The 15,446-nt window shown below is 60.9% G+C and carries 16 protein-coding genes; 8 read left to right on the forward strand and 8 right to left on the reverse strand.

Features of this window, described 5'->3' with window-relative positions; translation table 11 throughout:
* Positions 1–379 precede the first annotated feature (379 nt).
* Complete coding sequence (locus tag ACTG1K_RS01025; protein ID WP_425854579.1) at positions 380–1,162, forward strand: gamma-glutamyl-gamma-aminobutyrate hydrolase family protein; 783 nt, start codon at positions 380–382, stop codon at positions 1,160–1,162.
* 12 nt (positions 1,163–1,174) lie between these two features.
* On the opposite strand, the gene ACTG1K_RS01030 is transcribed toward ACTG1K_RS01025, so the two are convergent.
* Positions 1,175–1,558, reverse strand: coding sequence for a hypothetical protein (locus ACTG1K_RS01030; protein WP_040069030.1), 384 nt, complete (start codon positions 1,556–1,558; stop codon positions 1,175–1,177).
* Positions 1,559–1,703: 145 nt separating this feature from the next.
* On the opposite strand from ACTG1K_RS01030, the gene ACTG1K_RS01035 reads away from it, so the two are divergent.
* Together ACTG1K_RS01035 and ACTG1K_RS01040 are read left to right on the forward strand one after the other, a co-directional pair.
* Complete coding sequence (locus ACTG1K_RS01035; RefSeq protein WP_021231830.1) at positions 1,704–3,230, forward strand: cyclic nucleotide-binding domain-containing protein; 1,527 nt, start codon at positions 1,704–1,706, stop codon at positions 3,228–3,230.
* A 45-nt stretch (positions 3,231–3,275) separates the two neighbouring features.
* Positions 3,276–3,674: an STY0301 family protein gene (locus ACTG1K_RS01040; protein ID WP_440004713.1), complete on the forward strand. Its 399-nt coding sequence runs from the start codon at positions 3,276–3,278 to the stop codon at positions 3,672–3,674.
* Positions 3,675–3,750: 76 nt separating this feature from the next.
* Here ACTG1K_RS01040 and ACTG1K_RS01045 read toward each other — a convergent pair whose 3' ends face one another.
* From ACTG1K_RS01045 to lptM, 6 genes are all read right to left on the reverse strand, one after another.
* Positions 3,751–4,461: an HAD-IA family hydrolase gene (locus ACTG1K_RS01045; protein ID WP_429077591.1), complete on the reverse strand. Its 711-nt coding sequence runs from the start codon at positions 4,459–4,461 to the stop codon at positions 3,751–3,753.
* A 32-nt stretch (positions 4,462–4,493) separates the two neighbouring features.
* The gene (xerC, locus tag ACTG1K_RS01050) at positions 4,494–5,471 is read right to left on the reverse strand and encodes a tyrosine recombinase XerC (protein ID WP_043821861.1); all 978 of its coding nucleotides are present in this window, start codon (positions 5,469–5,471) and stop codon (positions 4,494–4,496) included.
* Complete coding sequence (locus tag ACTG1K_RS01055; protein ID WP_005336370.1) at positions 5,464–6,144, reverse strand: DUF484 family protein; 681 nt, start codon at positions 6,142–6,144, stop codon at positions 5,464–5,466. Before ACTG1K_RS01055 ends, xerC begins: the two co-directional genes overlap by 8 nt.
* Positions 6,145–6,235: 91 nt before the next feature.
* Positions 6,236–7,066: a diaminopimelate epimerase gene (dapF, locus tag ACTG1K_RS01060; protein WP_005336371.1), complete on the reverse strand. Its 831-nt coding sequence runs from the start codon at positions 7,064–7,066 to the stop codon at positions 6,236–6,238.
* Positions 7,067–7,328: 262 nt separating this feature from the next.
* On the reverse strand, positions 7,329–8,579 hold the full coding sequence (gene lysA / locus ACTG1K_RS01065; protein WP_088868282.1) for a diaminopimelate decarboxylase: 1,251 nt from the start codon (positions 8,577–8,579) through the stop codon (positions 7,329–7,331).
* Positions 8,580–8,611: 32 nt separating this feature from the next.
* Positions 8,612–8,788 carry an LPS translocon maturation chaperone LptM gene (gene lptM, locus ACTG1K_RS01070; protein WP_019444858.1) on the reverse strand — a complete coding sequence of 59 codons (177 nt, stop codon included), beginning with the start codon at positions 8,786–8,788 and terminating at the stop codon, positions 8,612–8,614.
* Positions 8,789–8,861: 73 nt separating this feature from the next.
* Here lptM and cyaY point away from each other — a divergent pair, with 73 nt between their 5' ends.
* Both cyaY and ACTG1K_RS01080 read left to right on the forward strand, forming a co-directional pair.
* Positions 8,862–9,176: an iron donor protein CyaY gene (gene cyaY / locus ACTG1K_RS01075; protein ID WP_069554181.1), complete on the forward strand. Its 315-nt coding sequence runs from the start codon at positions 8,862–8,864 to the stop codon at positions 9,174–9,176.
* Complete coding sequence (locus ACTG1K_RS01080; protein WP_440004714.1) at positions 9,173–9,826, forward strand: alpha/beta hydrolase; 654 nt, start codon at positions 9,173–9,175, stop codon at positions 9,824–9,826. Before cyaY ends, ACTG1K_RS01080 begins: the two co-directional genes overlap by 4 nt.
* Positions 9,827–9,892: 66 nt before the next feature.
* Here ACTG1K_RS01080 and ACTG1K_RS01085 read toward each other — a convergent pair whose 3' ends face one another.
* Entirely contained in the window at positions 9,893–12,412 is a 2,520-nt protein-coding gene (locus ACTG1K_RS01085) for a class I adenylate cyclase (protein ID WP_440004715.1), read from the reverse strand.
* 323 nt (positions 12,413–12,735) lie between these two features.
* Here ACTG1K_RS01085 and hemC point away from each other — a divergent pair, with 323 nt between their 5' ends.
* The 3 genes from hemC to ACTG1K_RS01100 are packed head-to-tail and all read left to right on the forward strand — an operon-like array spanning position 12,736 to position 15,442.
* On the forward strand, positions 12,736–13,665 hold the full coding sequence (gene hemC / locus ACTG1K_RS01090) for a hydroxymethylbilane synthase (protein ID WP_371166924.1): 930 nt from the start codon (positions 12,736–12,738) through the stop codon (positions 13,663–13,665).
* Positions 13,662–14,396, forward strand: a complete 735-nt coding sequence (locus tag ACTG1K_RS01095) for a uroporphyrinogen-III synthase (protein WP_440004716.1) — start codon at positions 13,662–13,664, stop codon at positions 14,394–14,396. The genes hemC and ACTG1K_RS01095 overlap by 4 nt, the downstream gene beginning before the upstream one ends.
* Entirely contained in the window at positions 14,393–15,442 is a 1,050-nt protein-coding gene (locus tag ACTG1K_RS01100; RefSeq protein WP_005336380.1) for a uroporphyrinogen-III C-methyltransferase, read from the forward strand. Before ACTG1K_RS01095 ends, ACTG1K_RS01100 begins: the two co-directional genes overlap by 4 nt.
* The last annotated feature ends 4 nt before the right edge of the window (positions 15,443–15,446 follow it).

Genomic DNA, 15,446 nt, shown 5'->3' on the forward strand with positions numbered 1-15,446 from the left:
CCCTCGGGGAGGCGTGCTTCTATTGATGCCTTTTTCTCTCCACATCCCCCGCCATCCCTGCGCGTTTAATATATCCACCATTTTGCTACCCCAGCCATAACAGCTCATCTCAACAGCCCCGTTAAATCGCAGCTTCAGAGCAGTTCAAGATAAATCCGTTAACAACTTCGCATCATTTTGTTTGACATATTGAACGGCCTTGGCAGACTGAAGAGAGGATCCATGCCGTCGCTGTCCAGGCTGACCAACGATTCTGTCACTCGGCCCGACGCGGGATCCCATGACCATGCCTTGAGGCATGCCCTTGCCCTAGCGGTTTGCAAGGGCCTGCCCAAGGCGCAGGATGAGACTTCAACGCCAAGGATAATCAAGGTGCCCTATGCCAAATCCCCAGCCTCCCGCTCCCCGTAAACCTGTCGTGCTGATGACCATGGGCGCCCAGCCCCGCAACGGCCACGCCTATCAGGTGATGACCCACAAATACATCATGCCGCTGGTGGAGATAAGCGGCTGCGTCCCGCTGCTGGTGCCCACCTGCTGCGGCACCACCGCTCTGGAGCAGTATCTGGATCTGGCTGACGGCATCTATCTGAGCGGCGCCGGCTCCAACATCGATCCAGCCCTCTACGGTCAGGAGAACCTCACGCCGGAGAAACAACAGGACAGGGATCGCGACCTGTTCGATCTGCCCCTCATCAAGGGAGCGCTCGCCCGTGGCTTGCCGATCCTCGGTATCTGCCGCGGCATGCAGGAGATAAACGTGGCGCTGGGGGGAGACATCCATCAGAAGGTCTATAACGAGCCGGGTTATGACGATCACCGGGAGGATGCCGACGATCCGGTCGACGAGCAGTATGGGCCGAGCCATCAGATCAAACTGCTGCCCGGCAGCTGGTTTGCCGAACTGATGGGGGAAGAACAGATTCCGGTCAACTCCCTGCATGGGCAGGGCATTAACCGGTTGGGGAATGGTCTGGAGCCGTTGGCCCACGCCGAAGATGGGCTGATAGAGGCACTTCATGCTCCCGCACTGTCACCCTTTTTGCTGGCAGTGCAGTGGCATCCGGAGTGGAAAGCCAATGAAAACCCCCACTCCATCAAGATCTTTCAAGCCTTTGGCGATGCCTGCCGCCAACGCAGTGCATTGATGGCAGCGAGTTAATCCCTCATCGATTCAGTCGCCAAACCCGCGCGCCTTGAGCTTGGGCAGTCCGCCCCGCTCGGGGCGCAGGGTACGGCAGATATCCATCCCCTTGAGCCCGCGCTGGATATGGTCAGGCGAATGACCAAACACCATGCCGTTGCTGCGGTAGAGGTTGTTGTCATCCAGCTCGAACTTCTCGCCGCCGATCAGCAGCTGCTCGCGGCCATTAACCGTGTCACCCCGTTTGATGGGTACCTTCATGTCGCTCAGCACCTCGCCGGTGGCACACCCCTCGCGCCAGCGCGCCTCGCTGGAGAAGGGGGTAATGGCTATTTCACGCCAGGAACCATCCCGGAATTCGACCCGATACTTTTCGGCCAACAGATCGCAGCCAGCCAATGGCAACAGGGCCATCAAACAGATGATTTTCTTTGAAAATTTCACTCAATCGCACTCCTTTGCCGGGTTCTGCACAGGATAAATAAATTGCCGCCCCAACGCACCATTTCCCCGCGCCGCAGCAGCTATGCTGGAAATAAAACCACAATAAGGTGCTGCTATGGCTGGCGAAAACCTCACCGCGCTACCGACGCTGATCTGGATTGGCGAACACCCGTTCTGGACTCTGCTCACCCTCTCCCTGATGCTGATCCACTTCTGGCGCCGTCCGGGACAGCGACGGGAGCTGCTCTCCGAACTCAGTTTCGTGATGATTAGCGCAGTAGTGATCCTGCTGATCCAGCTGGAAGGGGGCTGGTTCAAACTGCCGCTGCCCCATCAATTGCTGATCGAGATTTCAACCCTGCTGGCCGGCCTGATACTGGTCAAGATATGGGGGATCCTGCTGTTCGAGTTTCTGCTCCCCCTCTGCCATGTGCGGATCCCGCGGATCATCGCCGATATCGTCATCACCATCGGCTATATCGGCTGGGGTCTGTTTCGCCTCTACGCCTCCGGCATGGCGCTCGGGGAGATAGTCACCACCTCGGCGGTCATCACCGCGGTCATCGCCTTCGCCATGCAGGACACCCTTGGCAACCTGCTGGCCGGGGTCTCCATTCAGCTCGACAACTCCATCGCCATCGGTGACTGGCTGCAAGTCGACACCACCCAGGGCCGGGTGGTAGAGATCAACTGGCGTGCCACCACCATCGAGACCCGCAACTGGGAGACAGTCGTCATCCCCAACAGCCACCTGCTTAAACAGCGCTTCACCGTGCTCGGGCGTCGCCGTGGCGAACCCTTGCAGTGGCGGCGCTGGGTCTGGTTCGATCTGACCCTGGATACCCTGCCGACCCAGATCATCGCGCTGATCGAGAAATCCCTGCGAGAGACCAAGCTCCCCTGCGTCGCCAAGCATCCGCAACCGGACTGCCTGCTGATGAACGTCGAAGGGGGCATCGCCCGCTATGCGGTGCGCTACTGGCTCACTGACCTGGCTCGCGACGATCCGACCGACTCCATGGTGCGCAGCCTGATCGATGCCGCCCTGCGCCGCAACGATCGTCGCCTCACCCCGCCGATCTTCAACGTCTTTATGGCCAAGGAGAAGCAGCATCTGGATGCCCGCCACAAGCGCCACACCGCCGAACGAACCGATACCCTGCGCAAGCTGCCGCTGTTTGCCATGTTGCAGGAGAACGAGCTGCTCCAGCTGGCCGATCAGGTGAAGTTCGCCCCCTTCGTCAGCGGCGACATCATGCTGGAGCAGGGGGATGTCTCCAGCTGGCTGTTCGTGCTGGTCAAAGGGGAGGCCGAGATGGTGGTCAATGTCGAAGGGCGAGAGCTGAAACTCGGTACGCTCAACGCGGGAGACTTTTTTGGCGAACTGAGCCTGCTCACCGGCGAGCCCAGCTCCTTCACGGTGCGGGCGGTGGCCACCGTCGAAACCTATCGCATCAATCAGGCAATGTTTCAGGAGTTGGTGATGCAGCGCGAGTCGCTGGTCGAGCCCCTCTACCGGGTGCTGAGCGACCGCCAGCAGGAGCAGCGGGCCCTGCTGGAGCGGGAGGCGGAAGCCATGAAGCAACCACCACAACAGCTTGATCTGCTTGATAAGCTGATGAAGCTGTTCGGCGGAAGATGACGTAGCATGGCATCGTATTGAGGACGTGAAGAGAGAACCGCAGCCATGTTACTGACTACCCTGGCCCTTGCCGCCAGCCTGCAATTTGATTGTCCCGCCACCATCGAGACTCGACAGCAGCTGCTGACCCCGCAACAGGGCTGGCAGGCGTTCACTCGCAATGACGATGGCAAACCGGACGAAACCCTCAGTCACCGGCTCGATAATCTGGCCCTGTTCGACGGAGATCCTGCCGAGCTGGCCCCACTCAAACCGGATAATGGCGACAGCGACGAGATCCACTACTGGAGCCAGCTCGATAGCAGCCTGCGCCCGCTCTATCTGGTCTGCCGCTATCAGAACAGCGCCATCACCCTGCAGCAGGCGCTGCCCGTCGGCATCAGCTACTGCCGCGTCAACCAGCGCGATCGCTACACCCTGCTCGGGCTGGTTTGTCGCAAATAGCGGGCGTAATCCCTTGCCATATATCGCTATTCGCTGACAGCCATTACCGCTTAAGCCGGGCCACCCGCCTGCGCCATCAGAGCAGCAGCTCGGCCAGCTCCTCCAGTGCCGTCAGCTCAACGTCCGGCAACAGTTGCAGCTGTTGCCACGGTTGCCGCCGCTCGTTGAGCCAGGCGGCGCGAAAGCCGTGCAAGCGGGCACCCAGCACATCGGTCTCGGGATGATCCCCCACATGGAGGATCCGCTCTGCTGGCAACTTGAGGGTGCTGCGGGTCTGCTCAAACATATCCGGTGCCGGTTTCATTCTGGCGCCCGCCCCCGCCTTGCAGACCAGCGTGAAGTAGTGATCCAGCCCTGCCTGCGCCAGATCCAGATTGCCGTTGGTGATGACCACCAGTGGGTAGCGTTCGGCCAGTCTGGCCAGCAGCTGATGAGTGGACTCGCTCACCTCGATCTTCGAGCGCTCTGCCAGAAACGCAGCAAACACCTGCTCCGCCTCGCGACTGGCATGCTGGTCAGCCATGCCCCCCGCCACCATGGCGGCGCGGATGGTCTGCTGGCGCGCCAGACTGACATCGTGGCGCAGCTCGGGGTTGGCCAGCAACACGGCGCGTTTTAACTCCAGCCAGCGTGGCTTGTCGAGCATGGCGGTGGCCAGATATTCGCTGCGCAGATGGTTCAGCATCCACTGTTCGGCGCGCACGATGGCGGGGCCGTTGTCATAGAGGGTGTCATCGAGGTCAAACGAGATGGCAGCAACCGGCTGCCAGCGGCGATAGAAGTGCATGGACTCTCCTCTGCAACGGGGCTCAGGGCCCGCTATTCATCGTCCTGCGCATCCGGGTCACGCTTGGCCCTGGGGTGGGCACTGTCGTAAACCTTGGCCAGATGCTGGAAGTCGAGGTGGGTATAGATCTGGGTGGTAGAGAGGTCGGCATGTCCCAGCAGCTCCTGCACCGCCCGCAGATCGCCGGAGGACTCCAGCATATGGGTGGCGAAGCTGTGGCGCAGCTTGTGGGGATGGACGTGGGCGTTGAGCGCCTGCTTGTTGCCCCAGCCATCAAGGCGGGCCTGCACCGAGCGGGCCGACAGCCGCTGCTTGCGGCTGGAGACAAACAGCGCCTCGCTCTCATCCCCGGCCAGCAGCGGGCGCACCTTGAGCCATTTCTGCAGCCACTCGACCGCCATCCGGCCTATGGGCAGCACCCGCTCCCGCGAGCCCTTGCCGGTCACCTTGAGCTGACGGTCGTCGAGCTTCAGATCCACCAGATTGATCCCCACCAGCTCGGCCAGACGCAGCCCTGAGGAATACATCAACTCCATGATGGCGCGATCCCGCACCGCCAGCGGATCCTGCTCGTCGGTGATGTTGAGCAGTTGGTGCATCTCGTCCACATCGAGGTTTTTCGGCAGCGGCCGCCCCTGTTTGGGGGTGACGATGCCGCGGGCCGGATTGGCGGTCAGCCGCCCCTGCCGCACCTGCCAGTCGCAAAAGCTGCGCAGGGCCGAGACCTTGGTGGAAAGGGAACGAGGAGCAAGTCCCCCCTTGTGCATCCGGGTCACCAGAGTGCGCACCTGACTCGCCTCGAGCCGACCCCAGTCAGTGAGCCCCAGGGCCACCAGCTCGGCGGTCATCGCCTCCAGATGGGCTTGATAGTTATTGCGGGTATGAGGGCTGAGCTGACGCTCGACCCTCAGGTATTCGATAAAGGCCGCCAGCTCGTCCGCCAGTGCCGCAGGCAGTGGCGGTGCGACGACGGGAGCTTTGGCGGGCGCCCTGGCCGGTGTTCTAGCCATGAGTCAACTCGGGCAGACGCAGTTGCAGCAGGCGCCCCAGTTGGCCCAGCAGCAGGGTGTCGTTGTGGGGAGTAAAGTGGCCGGGATCCGAGCTGGCGAAGGCCAGCACACCGAGATCGCCGAGCCGCATCAGGGCCACCGAGTTGACCAGCACATCGTGGCCAAACAGCGCCTGCTTCTCGCTCTGGCTCAGGCGGCCAAAGTAGTAATCCTGCCCCGGCAAACGCTGACCCAGCAGGGATTCGAGCTGCTTGCCCTGTGCCAAAAAACGCTGCTCGGGCCCGCTCAGGGCAAACTTCTTGGGATTGAGCCAGAGCCGCAGCCCGGTCAGGCGCAGCCGCTGGACAAAGGCCTTGCCCATCACGGCACTCACCTCGAACAGGGTCTGGCAACCGTACAGCTCGCCGTAGAGATCGGCATAGACCCGGAAGATCCGCTCGTTCTCGCTGGCGATCCCCATCAATTCGGTGATCTCCTGCTCCAGCTGTTCGATCCGCTCGCGCTGACGCTCCAGCTGGCGCTCGACCAGCGAGACCGACCCTTTGCGTTCATGGGGAATGCGGATCCTGTCCAGCACGGCGGCATGGCGTTGGAAAAACTCGGGATAACGGGCCAGGTACTCCAGCACAGTGGCTTCATCCACCGATTGCTCCTGCCGTTTGAGTTCGCTCATAAATTGGTTGATCCATCAGAGAAATGGGGCTCGCTGCCCCGACATCATGGGCAAAGGGGGCCAACGCCCCCCGTACCTGAACCTTTATCGGCTAAACCTCTATCTGGCCGTCAAACACATGCTCGGCGGGACCTGTCATATAGACCGGCTGGCCCGGCCCCTTCCAGGCGATGGTCAGCTTGCCGCCCGGCAGACTGACGGTAACCCGCTCCTTGAGCTTGCCCTGACTGATGCCAATCACTGCCGCCGCACAGGCACCGGTGCCGCAGGCCAGGGTCTCGCCACAGCCCCTTTCGAATACACGCAGCTTGATCTCGGTGGCGTTGACCATCTCCATGAAACCGACGTTGACCCGCTCGGGAAAACGCTCGTGGCGCTCCATGATGGCACCGAGCGTCTCGACCGGTGCATCGGCGACCGAAGGCACCTCGATGACACAGTGGGGATTACCCATGGAGACCACGCCACACATCACGGTATGCTCCTGCGCCCGCAGCAGATAGGTTTTCTCTGCCTTCTGGGCCCGGAACGGGATCTTGCCCGGCTCAAACTGGGGAACACCCATGTTGACCGTGACCTGATTCTCCCCCTCCAGCTGCAACACGATGCGACCCCGGGCGGTACTGACCGCGATGCGATCCCGGTTGATCAGTCCCTTGAGACGCACGAAACGGGCAAAACAGCGGGCACCGTTGCCACACTGCTCCACCTCGCTGCCATCGGCATTGAAAATGCGATAGTGAAAGTCGAGTTCAGGGTCATAGGGCGGCTCCACCAGCAGCAGCTGGTCAAAGCCGATCCCGAAGTGGCGATCTGCCAGCTTCTTGATGACGTCATTGCTGAAAAATACCTTCTGGGTGACGCCATCCACCACCATGAAGTCGTTGCCCAAGCCATGCATCTTGGAAAAATCTATCAACATCGTGCATTCCTGTGCTGTTAGGGCTGTAAAAATTCACCGAACCAAGGGTCGCCAAGCGCCATGAAGTCGTTGTCCAAAGCCCCATGCATCCTGGAACAATCTATCCACATCGTGCATTCCTGTGCTGTTAGGGCTGTAAATACTCACCATCAACCACTATGAAGTCATTGGCCACAGCCCCATGCATCCTTGAACAATCTGTACACATCGCGCACTCCTGTGCTGTCAGGGCTGTAAAATTCTGTCATCTCTATCTACTGCATCAGGGCAGCAGGTGCTCACCGCGCCAGAGATCGGCCAACTGCTCACGCTCGCGGATCAGGTGCGCCTCGGCACCATCCACCAGCACTTCGGCAGCGCGCGGACGGGTGTTGTAGTTGGATGACATGGTAAAGCCGTAGGCACCGGCCGAGCGCACTGCCAGCAGGGAACCCTCGGCAATGGCCAGAGTGCGCTCCTTGCCGAGGAAGTCGCCGGTCTCGCACACCGGGCCCACCACGTCATAGATCGCGGGAGCATGGCCGGCACGGCTATCCACCTCGATGATGTTCATCCAGGCGCCGTAGAGCGAAGGGCGCAGCATGTCGTTCATGCCGGCATCGATCAGCGCGAAGTTGCGGGTCTCGCCCGGCTTCAGGTACTCGACCCGGGTCAGCAGCACACCGGCATTGGCGACGATGGCGCGGCCCGGCTCGAACAGCAGGGTCAGATCCCGGCCCGCCAGCTTCTGCTTGAGCGCTTCGGCATACTCGGTCGGATGAGGGGGCTGCTCGGAACCATAGTTGACCCCAAGGCCGCCCCCCACGTCCAGATGGTGGATATGAATGCCTTCTGCAGCCAGACCGTCGATCAGCCGCAGCAGCTTGTCAGCCGCTTCCATAAAGGGATTCAATTCAGTGAGTTGCGAGCCGATATGGCAATCCACCCCGACGATCTCGATGTTCGCCATCGCGGCCGCCTTGCGATAGATGGCGGGCGCCAGCTCGATGGGAATGCCGAACTTGTTCTGCTTGAGGCCAGTGGAGATATAGGGGTGAGTACCGGCATCGATATCCGGATTGACCCGCACCGAGACGCGAGCCTTCTTGCCCATGCTGCCCGCCACCCGATTGAGGCGCTCCAGCTCGGCTTCCGACTCCAGATTGAAGCAGAGGATCTCTTTATCCAGCGCAAGGCGCATCTCCGCTTCGCTCTTGGCGACCCCGGAGAAGACCACCTTGGCCGGATCACCGCCCGCCGCCAGTACCCGCGACAGCTCGCCACCGGAGACGATGTCAAACCCCGAGCCCAGACGGGCCAGCAGGTTGAGCAGCGCCAGGTTGGAGTTGGCCTTCACCGCATAGCAGATCAGATGGGGAATATCGCCAGCGGCCTTGTCGAAGGCGTGCCAGTGGCGCTCGAGGGTCGCACGGGAGTAGACGTAAAGCGGGGTACCGTACTGCTCGGCAAGCTGTTGCAGCGAGGTTTGCTCGGCCTGAAGCTGGCCGTCGGCGTCGTAGTTAAAGTGATCCAAGGGGGCGGTTCCTTCCTAGAATGGGTGCGGCATTAGTGCGGCGCGGCCTCGGTGGCAGCCTCAGTGGTCGCAGGCGGTGCTGCTTGCGGTGTACTCTGGCTCTGTGGCTGCTCGGGGGGCGGCATATAGAGCGGCCCCTTCAGACCGCACGCGGCCAACCCGAGGGACAGAAGAGTGGCAAGCAGACACTTGGTGAACTGAGTGATCATAATGGTTCGCTGCGAAAAAATTTTTGGCCCTCTATAATCGCACTCACATTGTTAAAAGCAACAGGATAAACCGATGAAGGATCACGAGTATCACGCCCTGACAGACGCCTTTTTCCAATATGTGGAAGACACGCTCGACGAGGGGTATCCGGATATCGACTGCGAACGCAACGGCGGCGTATTGACCCTCTCTTTCGAGAACAAGACCAAGGTCATCATCAACAAGCAGGAGCCACTGCACCAGATTTGGGTCGCCACCCGCGAGAACGGCTTCCACTTCGAACTGCAGGGTGACACCTGGATCGACAACCGCTTCGGCCACGAGCTCAAGGCGCTGCTGAGCCAATCCTGCACCGCCCAGGCGGGCGAAGAGGTGGTGTTCCCATGATTGACCTGCACCCGCAGGGCGCCCGTCATGCGGTGATCTGGCTGCATGGGCTGGGTGATTCCGGCGCCGGTCTCGCCCCGCTGGTGGAGGCGCTGGATCTGCCCGCCGACTTGTCGGTGCGTCACCTGTTGCCGGATGCGCCGGAGCGCCCCATCACCATCAACATGGGCTACAAGATGCGCGGCTGGTATGACATCAAAAGCTTCGAGGATCCCGCCGAGCGGGCAGTGGAGTCTCATGTCCGTGAATCAGCCGACCAGATTGCCGCATTGCTCGATCAGCTGGTGGCCGACGGGTTTGCCCCCGAGCATATCGTGCTGGCAGGTTTCTCTCAGGGCGGGGTGGTTGCCTCCTTCACCGCGTTGCGCTACCAGGCAGTGCTGGCTGGCCTGCTCTGCATGTCCACCTATCTGGCAGCCCCCGACAAATTGCTCGGCGAGATGAGCGAGGCCGCTCGCACCCTGCCCATCTGCTACATGCACGGCATCTATGACGATGTGGTGAGCCTGTCGCTCGGTTGGGATGCCAAGAAGCGGCTGGAAAGCGCCGGACTCGCCCCCGAGTGGCACGAGTACCCGATGCGTCACGAGATCTGCCGCCCGCAGCTGGGCGACATTCGCAGCTGGCTGCTGGCTCGCCTCGGCGCCTGAGCCTCTCCAGTAAAGCAAACGGCCTGCATCTGCAGGCCGTTTTTTATAGCGAGTCCAACTGGCGGATCAACCCACTTCCCGAGCGGGCGGCACCTGTTCGCGCAGAGTGCCCTGACTGCGATAGGGGATCACATCCAGCTCGCCATTCACTTGTACTATCTCGTAGTACTGGGGCAGGTTGAAGTTGATGAACTGCCCATCATCGCTGAACCGCTCGTGATTGGAGGTGTAGAAGCGGTTGACCCCCGCCACCAGCTCATCCTTGTTGCCGGCAAAGTGCTGGTAGATCTCCACCCGGTTCGCCTCATCGAGGATATAGATGTTGGTGCCCGCATCACGGGTATCGAAGAAGAACTGCACCAACCCTTCGCTGGCGTAGGCATCGACGATGCTCGGCAGATGCTGGCTGTGGGTCTTGTCGAGCCGCAGCGGCAGGTGATCCAGCTTGTTGTGGGAGATGTGACGGTAAAAATCGATGGCGTTTTCCAGCTTCTTCACCGACACCCCGCGCCGCTCGAAGAAGATGCCGTACTTCTCGCGGCCAAGGGCCATGGTCTTGACCAGCTGTTGCTTGTCGCGGGCAAGGCGCAGGTCGATACACTCCGCCACCAGGGTCTGGAAGCGGGAACGCACCAGAGAGCGGAAGTGCTGGCTGTAGCAGAACACCTCGATCATCTCGGGGGCGGCAGCATCCTGATGCATCTTGCCGAGGATGGTGGTGAGGGCATCGACCACGGCTTCATCCCCCTGGAAGTGCAGGGTACGGATCTCGCTCCAGGAGTTGCGGTAGACCAGATCCACAGATCCCACCAGACACTCCTGATTGCGGCCGAACGAGAAGACATCCACGGTATTGGCGTCAAATTCGATCACCTGACCGACCCAGTGGCTGGTCGGGTCCATCTCCAGATTGAGGAAGATGGAGAGCTGGCGGATCTCGCATGGTCGGCTGAGGGCCAGGTTGGTGGCCAGCGGGTACTTCTCGGGGAAGCAGCCGGAGAGATCGCGGCAGAACTGGTGCAGATTGTCGATGTGCAGATCCGAGCCCTGATTGAACAGGTGCACCCGCGACTGGGGGATCAGCAGATCGTTGAAGTAGGCCCAGGAGACCAGCTTGCTGATGTAGCCGTTGAACTCCAGCGGCGCGCGGCCAATGATGTCCACCGGCTCCAGCGAATGTTTGTAGAGGTACCAGCCGGCGCGGTTGAGGCGACCGTGGGGCACCTGCACGAAGCTGAGGTCCGGCTCGCTCAGATCCGGCGCGATCTTGAGGTTGATGCGCTGCACCTTGCCCGGCAGGCTCTCGAACGCGGCGTAGAGTTTGCGCGACAGAATGCCGATATCTTCCGGGTTGATCAACTCGCTGATGTTGTTGCGGCGGGCGAACTGGATCAGGTTGCGGTAGCTCTGCATCAGGGCTTCCAGCAGCTCGGCATGAGCGATCTTCACCTCTTCAATCTTCCATTCGTGGCGATGATCGAGTTGATAGAGTTTGTCCTGACTCCAGCCCCAGTAGGAGACCAGCTGGCTCATCTGCTCGCGGCGCCACTCGGGGGAGTGATCATCCTTGGGATGGCTGAGACCATCGCACACTTTGAGGTAGAAGCAGCGGCGCACCAGATCGAGCCGCGCCATGTCGCCGATGGACTTGAGGTAGTTGGTCACCTTGTCCAGCATCAGACAGTAGTTGTCGAGCCGGTAGTGCATCCCCTCGTTGTGCTGGAACCAGTCGCGACCAATCATCGACAGCAGGCGGGTATTGGGATACTCGTGCGAGTAGGCTTCCATCAGCACCGACTTGAGCACCGCCTTGTAGGGGGAGTCGATCCCCTTGTAGAGCTGCCACAGGGCGGAGCCGAAATACTCTTCGGCCGGAATACGGTCAAAACTGCCGAGATCGAGCCAGTCATCCTGCTTGAGCTTGCCGCTCTCGAACAGCTCGTTCACATACGCATCGTAGTGATCATCACATTCGGTGGGCACCAGATACCAGATCAAGCGTTTGCCCGCTATACGCATGGCACTGCGGTAGAACTCGTCGAGCAGCAGCAGGTGCTGGGCACTGCCGCAGCTCTCCCCCTGCATCTGGGCATCGTTGGTCTGGCGGAACTTGTCTTCCGGGATCAGGAAGAAGTTGAGATCGACCCCGCGCTGTTCGGCCCACTTGGAGAGTTGCTGGCACTTCAGCTCCAGCAGATCGAGCCGCTCCTGCGACAAACCGGCCACGTGGCAGACCCAGATATCGAGATCGGAGTGACAGCATTGACCGATGGAGGAGGTGCTGCCCATGGAGTAGAGCCCCTGAATGGCCCGATCATGGGTGGCCAGACCACTTTGGCAGTTGGCGTTGCGGCAGAGGTCATCGATAAAGGCTTGCTGCTCGGCGGTGGCACTGAAGCTCCAGATGCCATGAGGGACATCACCGGAGACATAACCGGGCAGCAGGGGATGATTGAAGTGCAGCATGACAGGCAGCAGTTGGAATACCTGCTGCCCATAGCGACTCATGAGGCCTAACGCCCGTTGCGTCTTGAGACGGGTAATGTCGTCATAACGCGCAACCAGCGTATCGATGTGTTCCTGCAATGCCCTGCCTATCACCTAAGTGAAAATGACGCACCAAAAGGGGGATACGTCAAAAAAGTGTGATCATGTTAACAATGCAAACAGCGGTGGTAAACAAGCCTTCAGCTAAACACCAGATTATTTCTGGTATGACCACATCAAGTATCAGGGGAAATCATTAAATTCCAATACATTCAATGAATTAATCAACACCACTTGCTTAATGAAAATCATTTTCAGCATGCATTTTTGAGCTTGGCCCCGCTTTTGCCGGCTCCGCCATGAAAGCCCGGGCAAAGGGTGGTAATATCGATTTCCTTCTAAAAATGAAACAACTGATTGATATGGCAGCCCGAACCCTGAAAATTGCCACTCGCAAGAGCCCGCTGGCCCTGTGGCAGGCCAACTTTGTCAAAGACCGGCTCGAAGCCCTGCACCCGCAGTTGCAGGTCGAACTGGTGCCCATGAGCACTCAGGGTGACAAGATCCTCGATACCCCGCTGGCCAAGGTCGGTGGCAAGGGGTTGTTCGTCAAGGAGCTGGAGACCGCCATGCTGGAAGGGCGGGCCGATATCGCCGTTCACTCCATGAAAGACGTTCCGGTGGAGTTCCCCGAGGGGCTCGGTCTGCACACCATCTGCGAACGGGAAGATCCCCGCGACGCCTTCGTCTCCAACCGTTTCAAGGCCATTGCCGAACTGCCGCAAGGGGCCGTTGTCGGCACCTCCAGCCTGCGCCGCCAGTGCCAGCTGCGCGCCGCCCGCCCGGATCTGGTGATCCGCGACCTGCGTGGCAACGTCAACACTCGCCTCGCCAAGCTGGATGCCGGTGAGTACGACGCCATCATCCTCGCCGCCGCCGGTCTGAAACGACTGGAGATGGCGCACCGCATCACCGCCTTTATCGAGCCGGAGCAGAGCCTGCCGGCCAACGGTCAGGGGGCTGTCGGCATCGAATGCCGCCTCGACGATGTTGAGCTACACGCTCTGCTGGCGCCGCTGGAACACGCCGAGACCCGCGCCCGGGTGCTGACCGAACGCGCCATGAACCGCGCCCTGCAAGGGGGATGTCAGGTGCCTATCGGAGCCTACGCACTGGTCGACGGCGAGCAGATCTGGCTGCGTGGTCTGGTGGGTAGCCCGGATGGCACCCAGGTGATCCGTGACGAGATCCGCGGTCCGCTGACCGACGGTGAGGCCCTCGGCGAGCAACTGGCCCAGCGCCTGCTGGCCGCCGGTGCCGACGAGATCCTGGCCGAGGTCTACCGCGCATGACCCCGCTGGTGGTGCGTCCGGCCGCCCAGGCCGCCGAGCTGGTGCAGTTGCTGCGCCAGCACGGCCATGCACCACTCTGCTGCCCACTGCTGGAAACCGTGGCGGGCAGCGAACTCCCTCTCCTGCCCGACCTGTTGCGCAGTGCCGACGCGGTTATCGCCGTCAGCATCCATGCCGTTCATTTTGCACACGATTTTCTGTTGCAAACTGGTCAGATCTGGCCACATATTGAGTACTTTGCGGTGGGTCAGGCCAGCGCAGATGCGTTTGCCGCCATCGGCATCACGGCAAGTTGCCCGGATGACCCGCGCAGCGAAGGGCTGCTGGCCCTGCCCGCCCTGCAGCAGATAGCAGGCAAACGGGTACTGATCCTGCGCGGCAATGGCGGGCGGGATCTCATTGCCAGCACGCTGGCCTCACGCGGTGCTCTGGTGCACTATTGTGCGGCCTATGAGCGCCACTACCCCGAGCTGGACGGGGACAGATTGACCCGCCACTGGCAGGCAGCGGGGCTGGACAGCCTGCTCATTACCAGTGGTGAACTGCTGCAACGGCTGCTGGAGCTGGTTCCCGACCACCAGCATCCCTGGCTTTTTGACCGCCTGTTGGTGGTCCCCAGCCCGCGCGTGGCCGAGATGGCCCACTCCGCGGGCTTTATCCATATCACGATTGCCCAAGGTGCATCCAACCAGGCCCTGACGGCCGCACTGGAACTGAGGAAGATGGAATGACAGAACAACAAGAATCCCAGGTAAAACCCCAGCCGACCGCTGCGGTCAATGGCAGCAAGAGCCGCTCCGGTGCCGTACTGGGAGGGGTTGCCATCCTGCTGGCCCTTGGCCTGACCGGCGGTCTCTATCTGCACGGTCACAAGAATGCCGTGGCCCAGCAGGCCGAACTGGCCCAGCTCAAGCAGCAGCTGGCGAGCGCCCTGAGCAAGATCGACCAGACCAGCAGCAAGGATGCCGAGCAGCTGGCCGCGCTGGATCAAACCCAGCAGCGGCTGCAGGGGGAGATGCAGGGTCTGCAGAACCGGGTACTGGATCTGAATGACAAGCGCCCCAACGACTGGATGCTGGCCGAATCCGAGTATCTGGTACGGATGGCGGGCCGCAAACTGTGGCTGGAGCATGACCTCGTCTCCGCCATCACCCTGCTCGGCAATGCCGATGAGCGGATTGCTGCCCTCAACGACCCCAGCCTGATGCCGATCCGCAAGGCGCTGGCCGAGGATATCGCCAAGCTCAAGGGGATGCCGCGCATCGACCGCGAGGGGCTGACCCTCAAGCTGGCTGCACTGTCCGACCAGATCGAGCTGCTGCCCCTCTCCACCGTCAGCATGCCGGAAGCCAAGGCCGAGCCGGATCAGGCGGTCAGCACCAATCCCGACGAGTGGGAGAGCAACCTGAAGAAGAACTGGGTCAAGTTCACCGAGAACTTCGTCACCATCCGTCGCCGCGATGGCGCGGTCGAGGCGCTGCTCTCGCCGCAGCAGGAGATCTTCCTGCGTGAAAACCTCAAGACCAAGCTGTTGCAGGCCCAGCTCTCCGTCTATCGCGAGCAGCAGGCGCTCTACGAAGACAGCCTGGACAAGGCCCAACGCTGGCTGACCCAGTATTTCGACACCGACAACAGCGCCACCCGCTACATGCAAGGCGAGATCGACAAGCTCAAGGGTGAGCAGATCCAGATCGACTATCCGGCCCAGTTCAAGACCCAGGCCATGCTGGAGCAGGTGCTAACCGAACGCCTGCAACGCATTCTGGCTAGCAGCTGAGGAG

It is taken from the genome of Aeromonas sp. 102P, assembly GCF_051920345.1.
Lineage (GTDB): Bacteria > Pseudomonadota > Gammaproteobacteria > Enterobacterales > Aeromonadaceae > Aeromonas > Aeromonas veronii.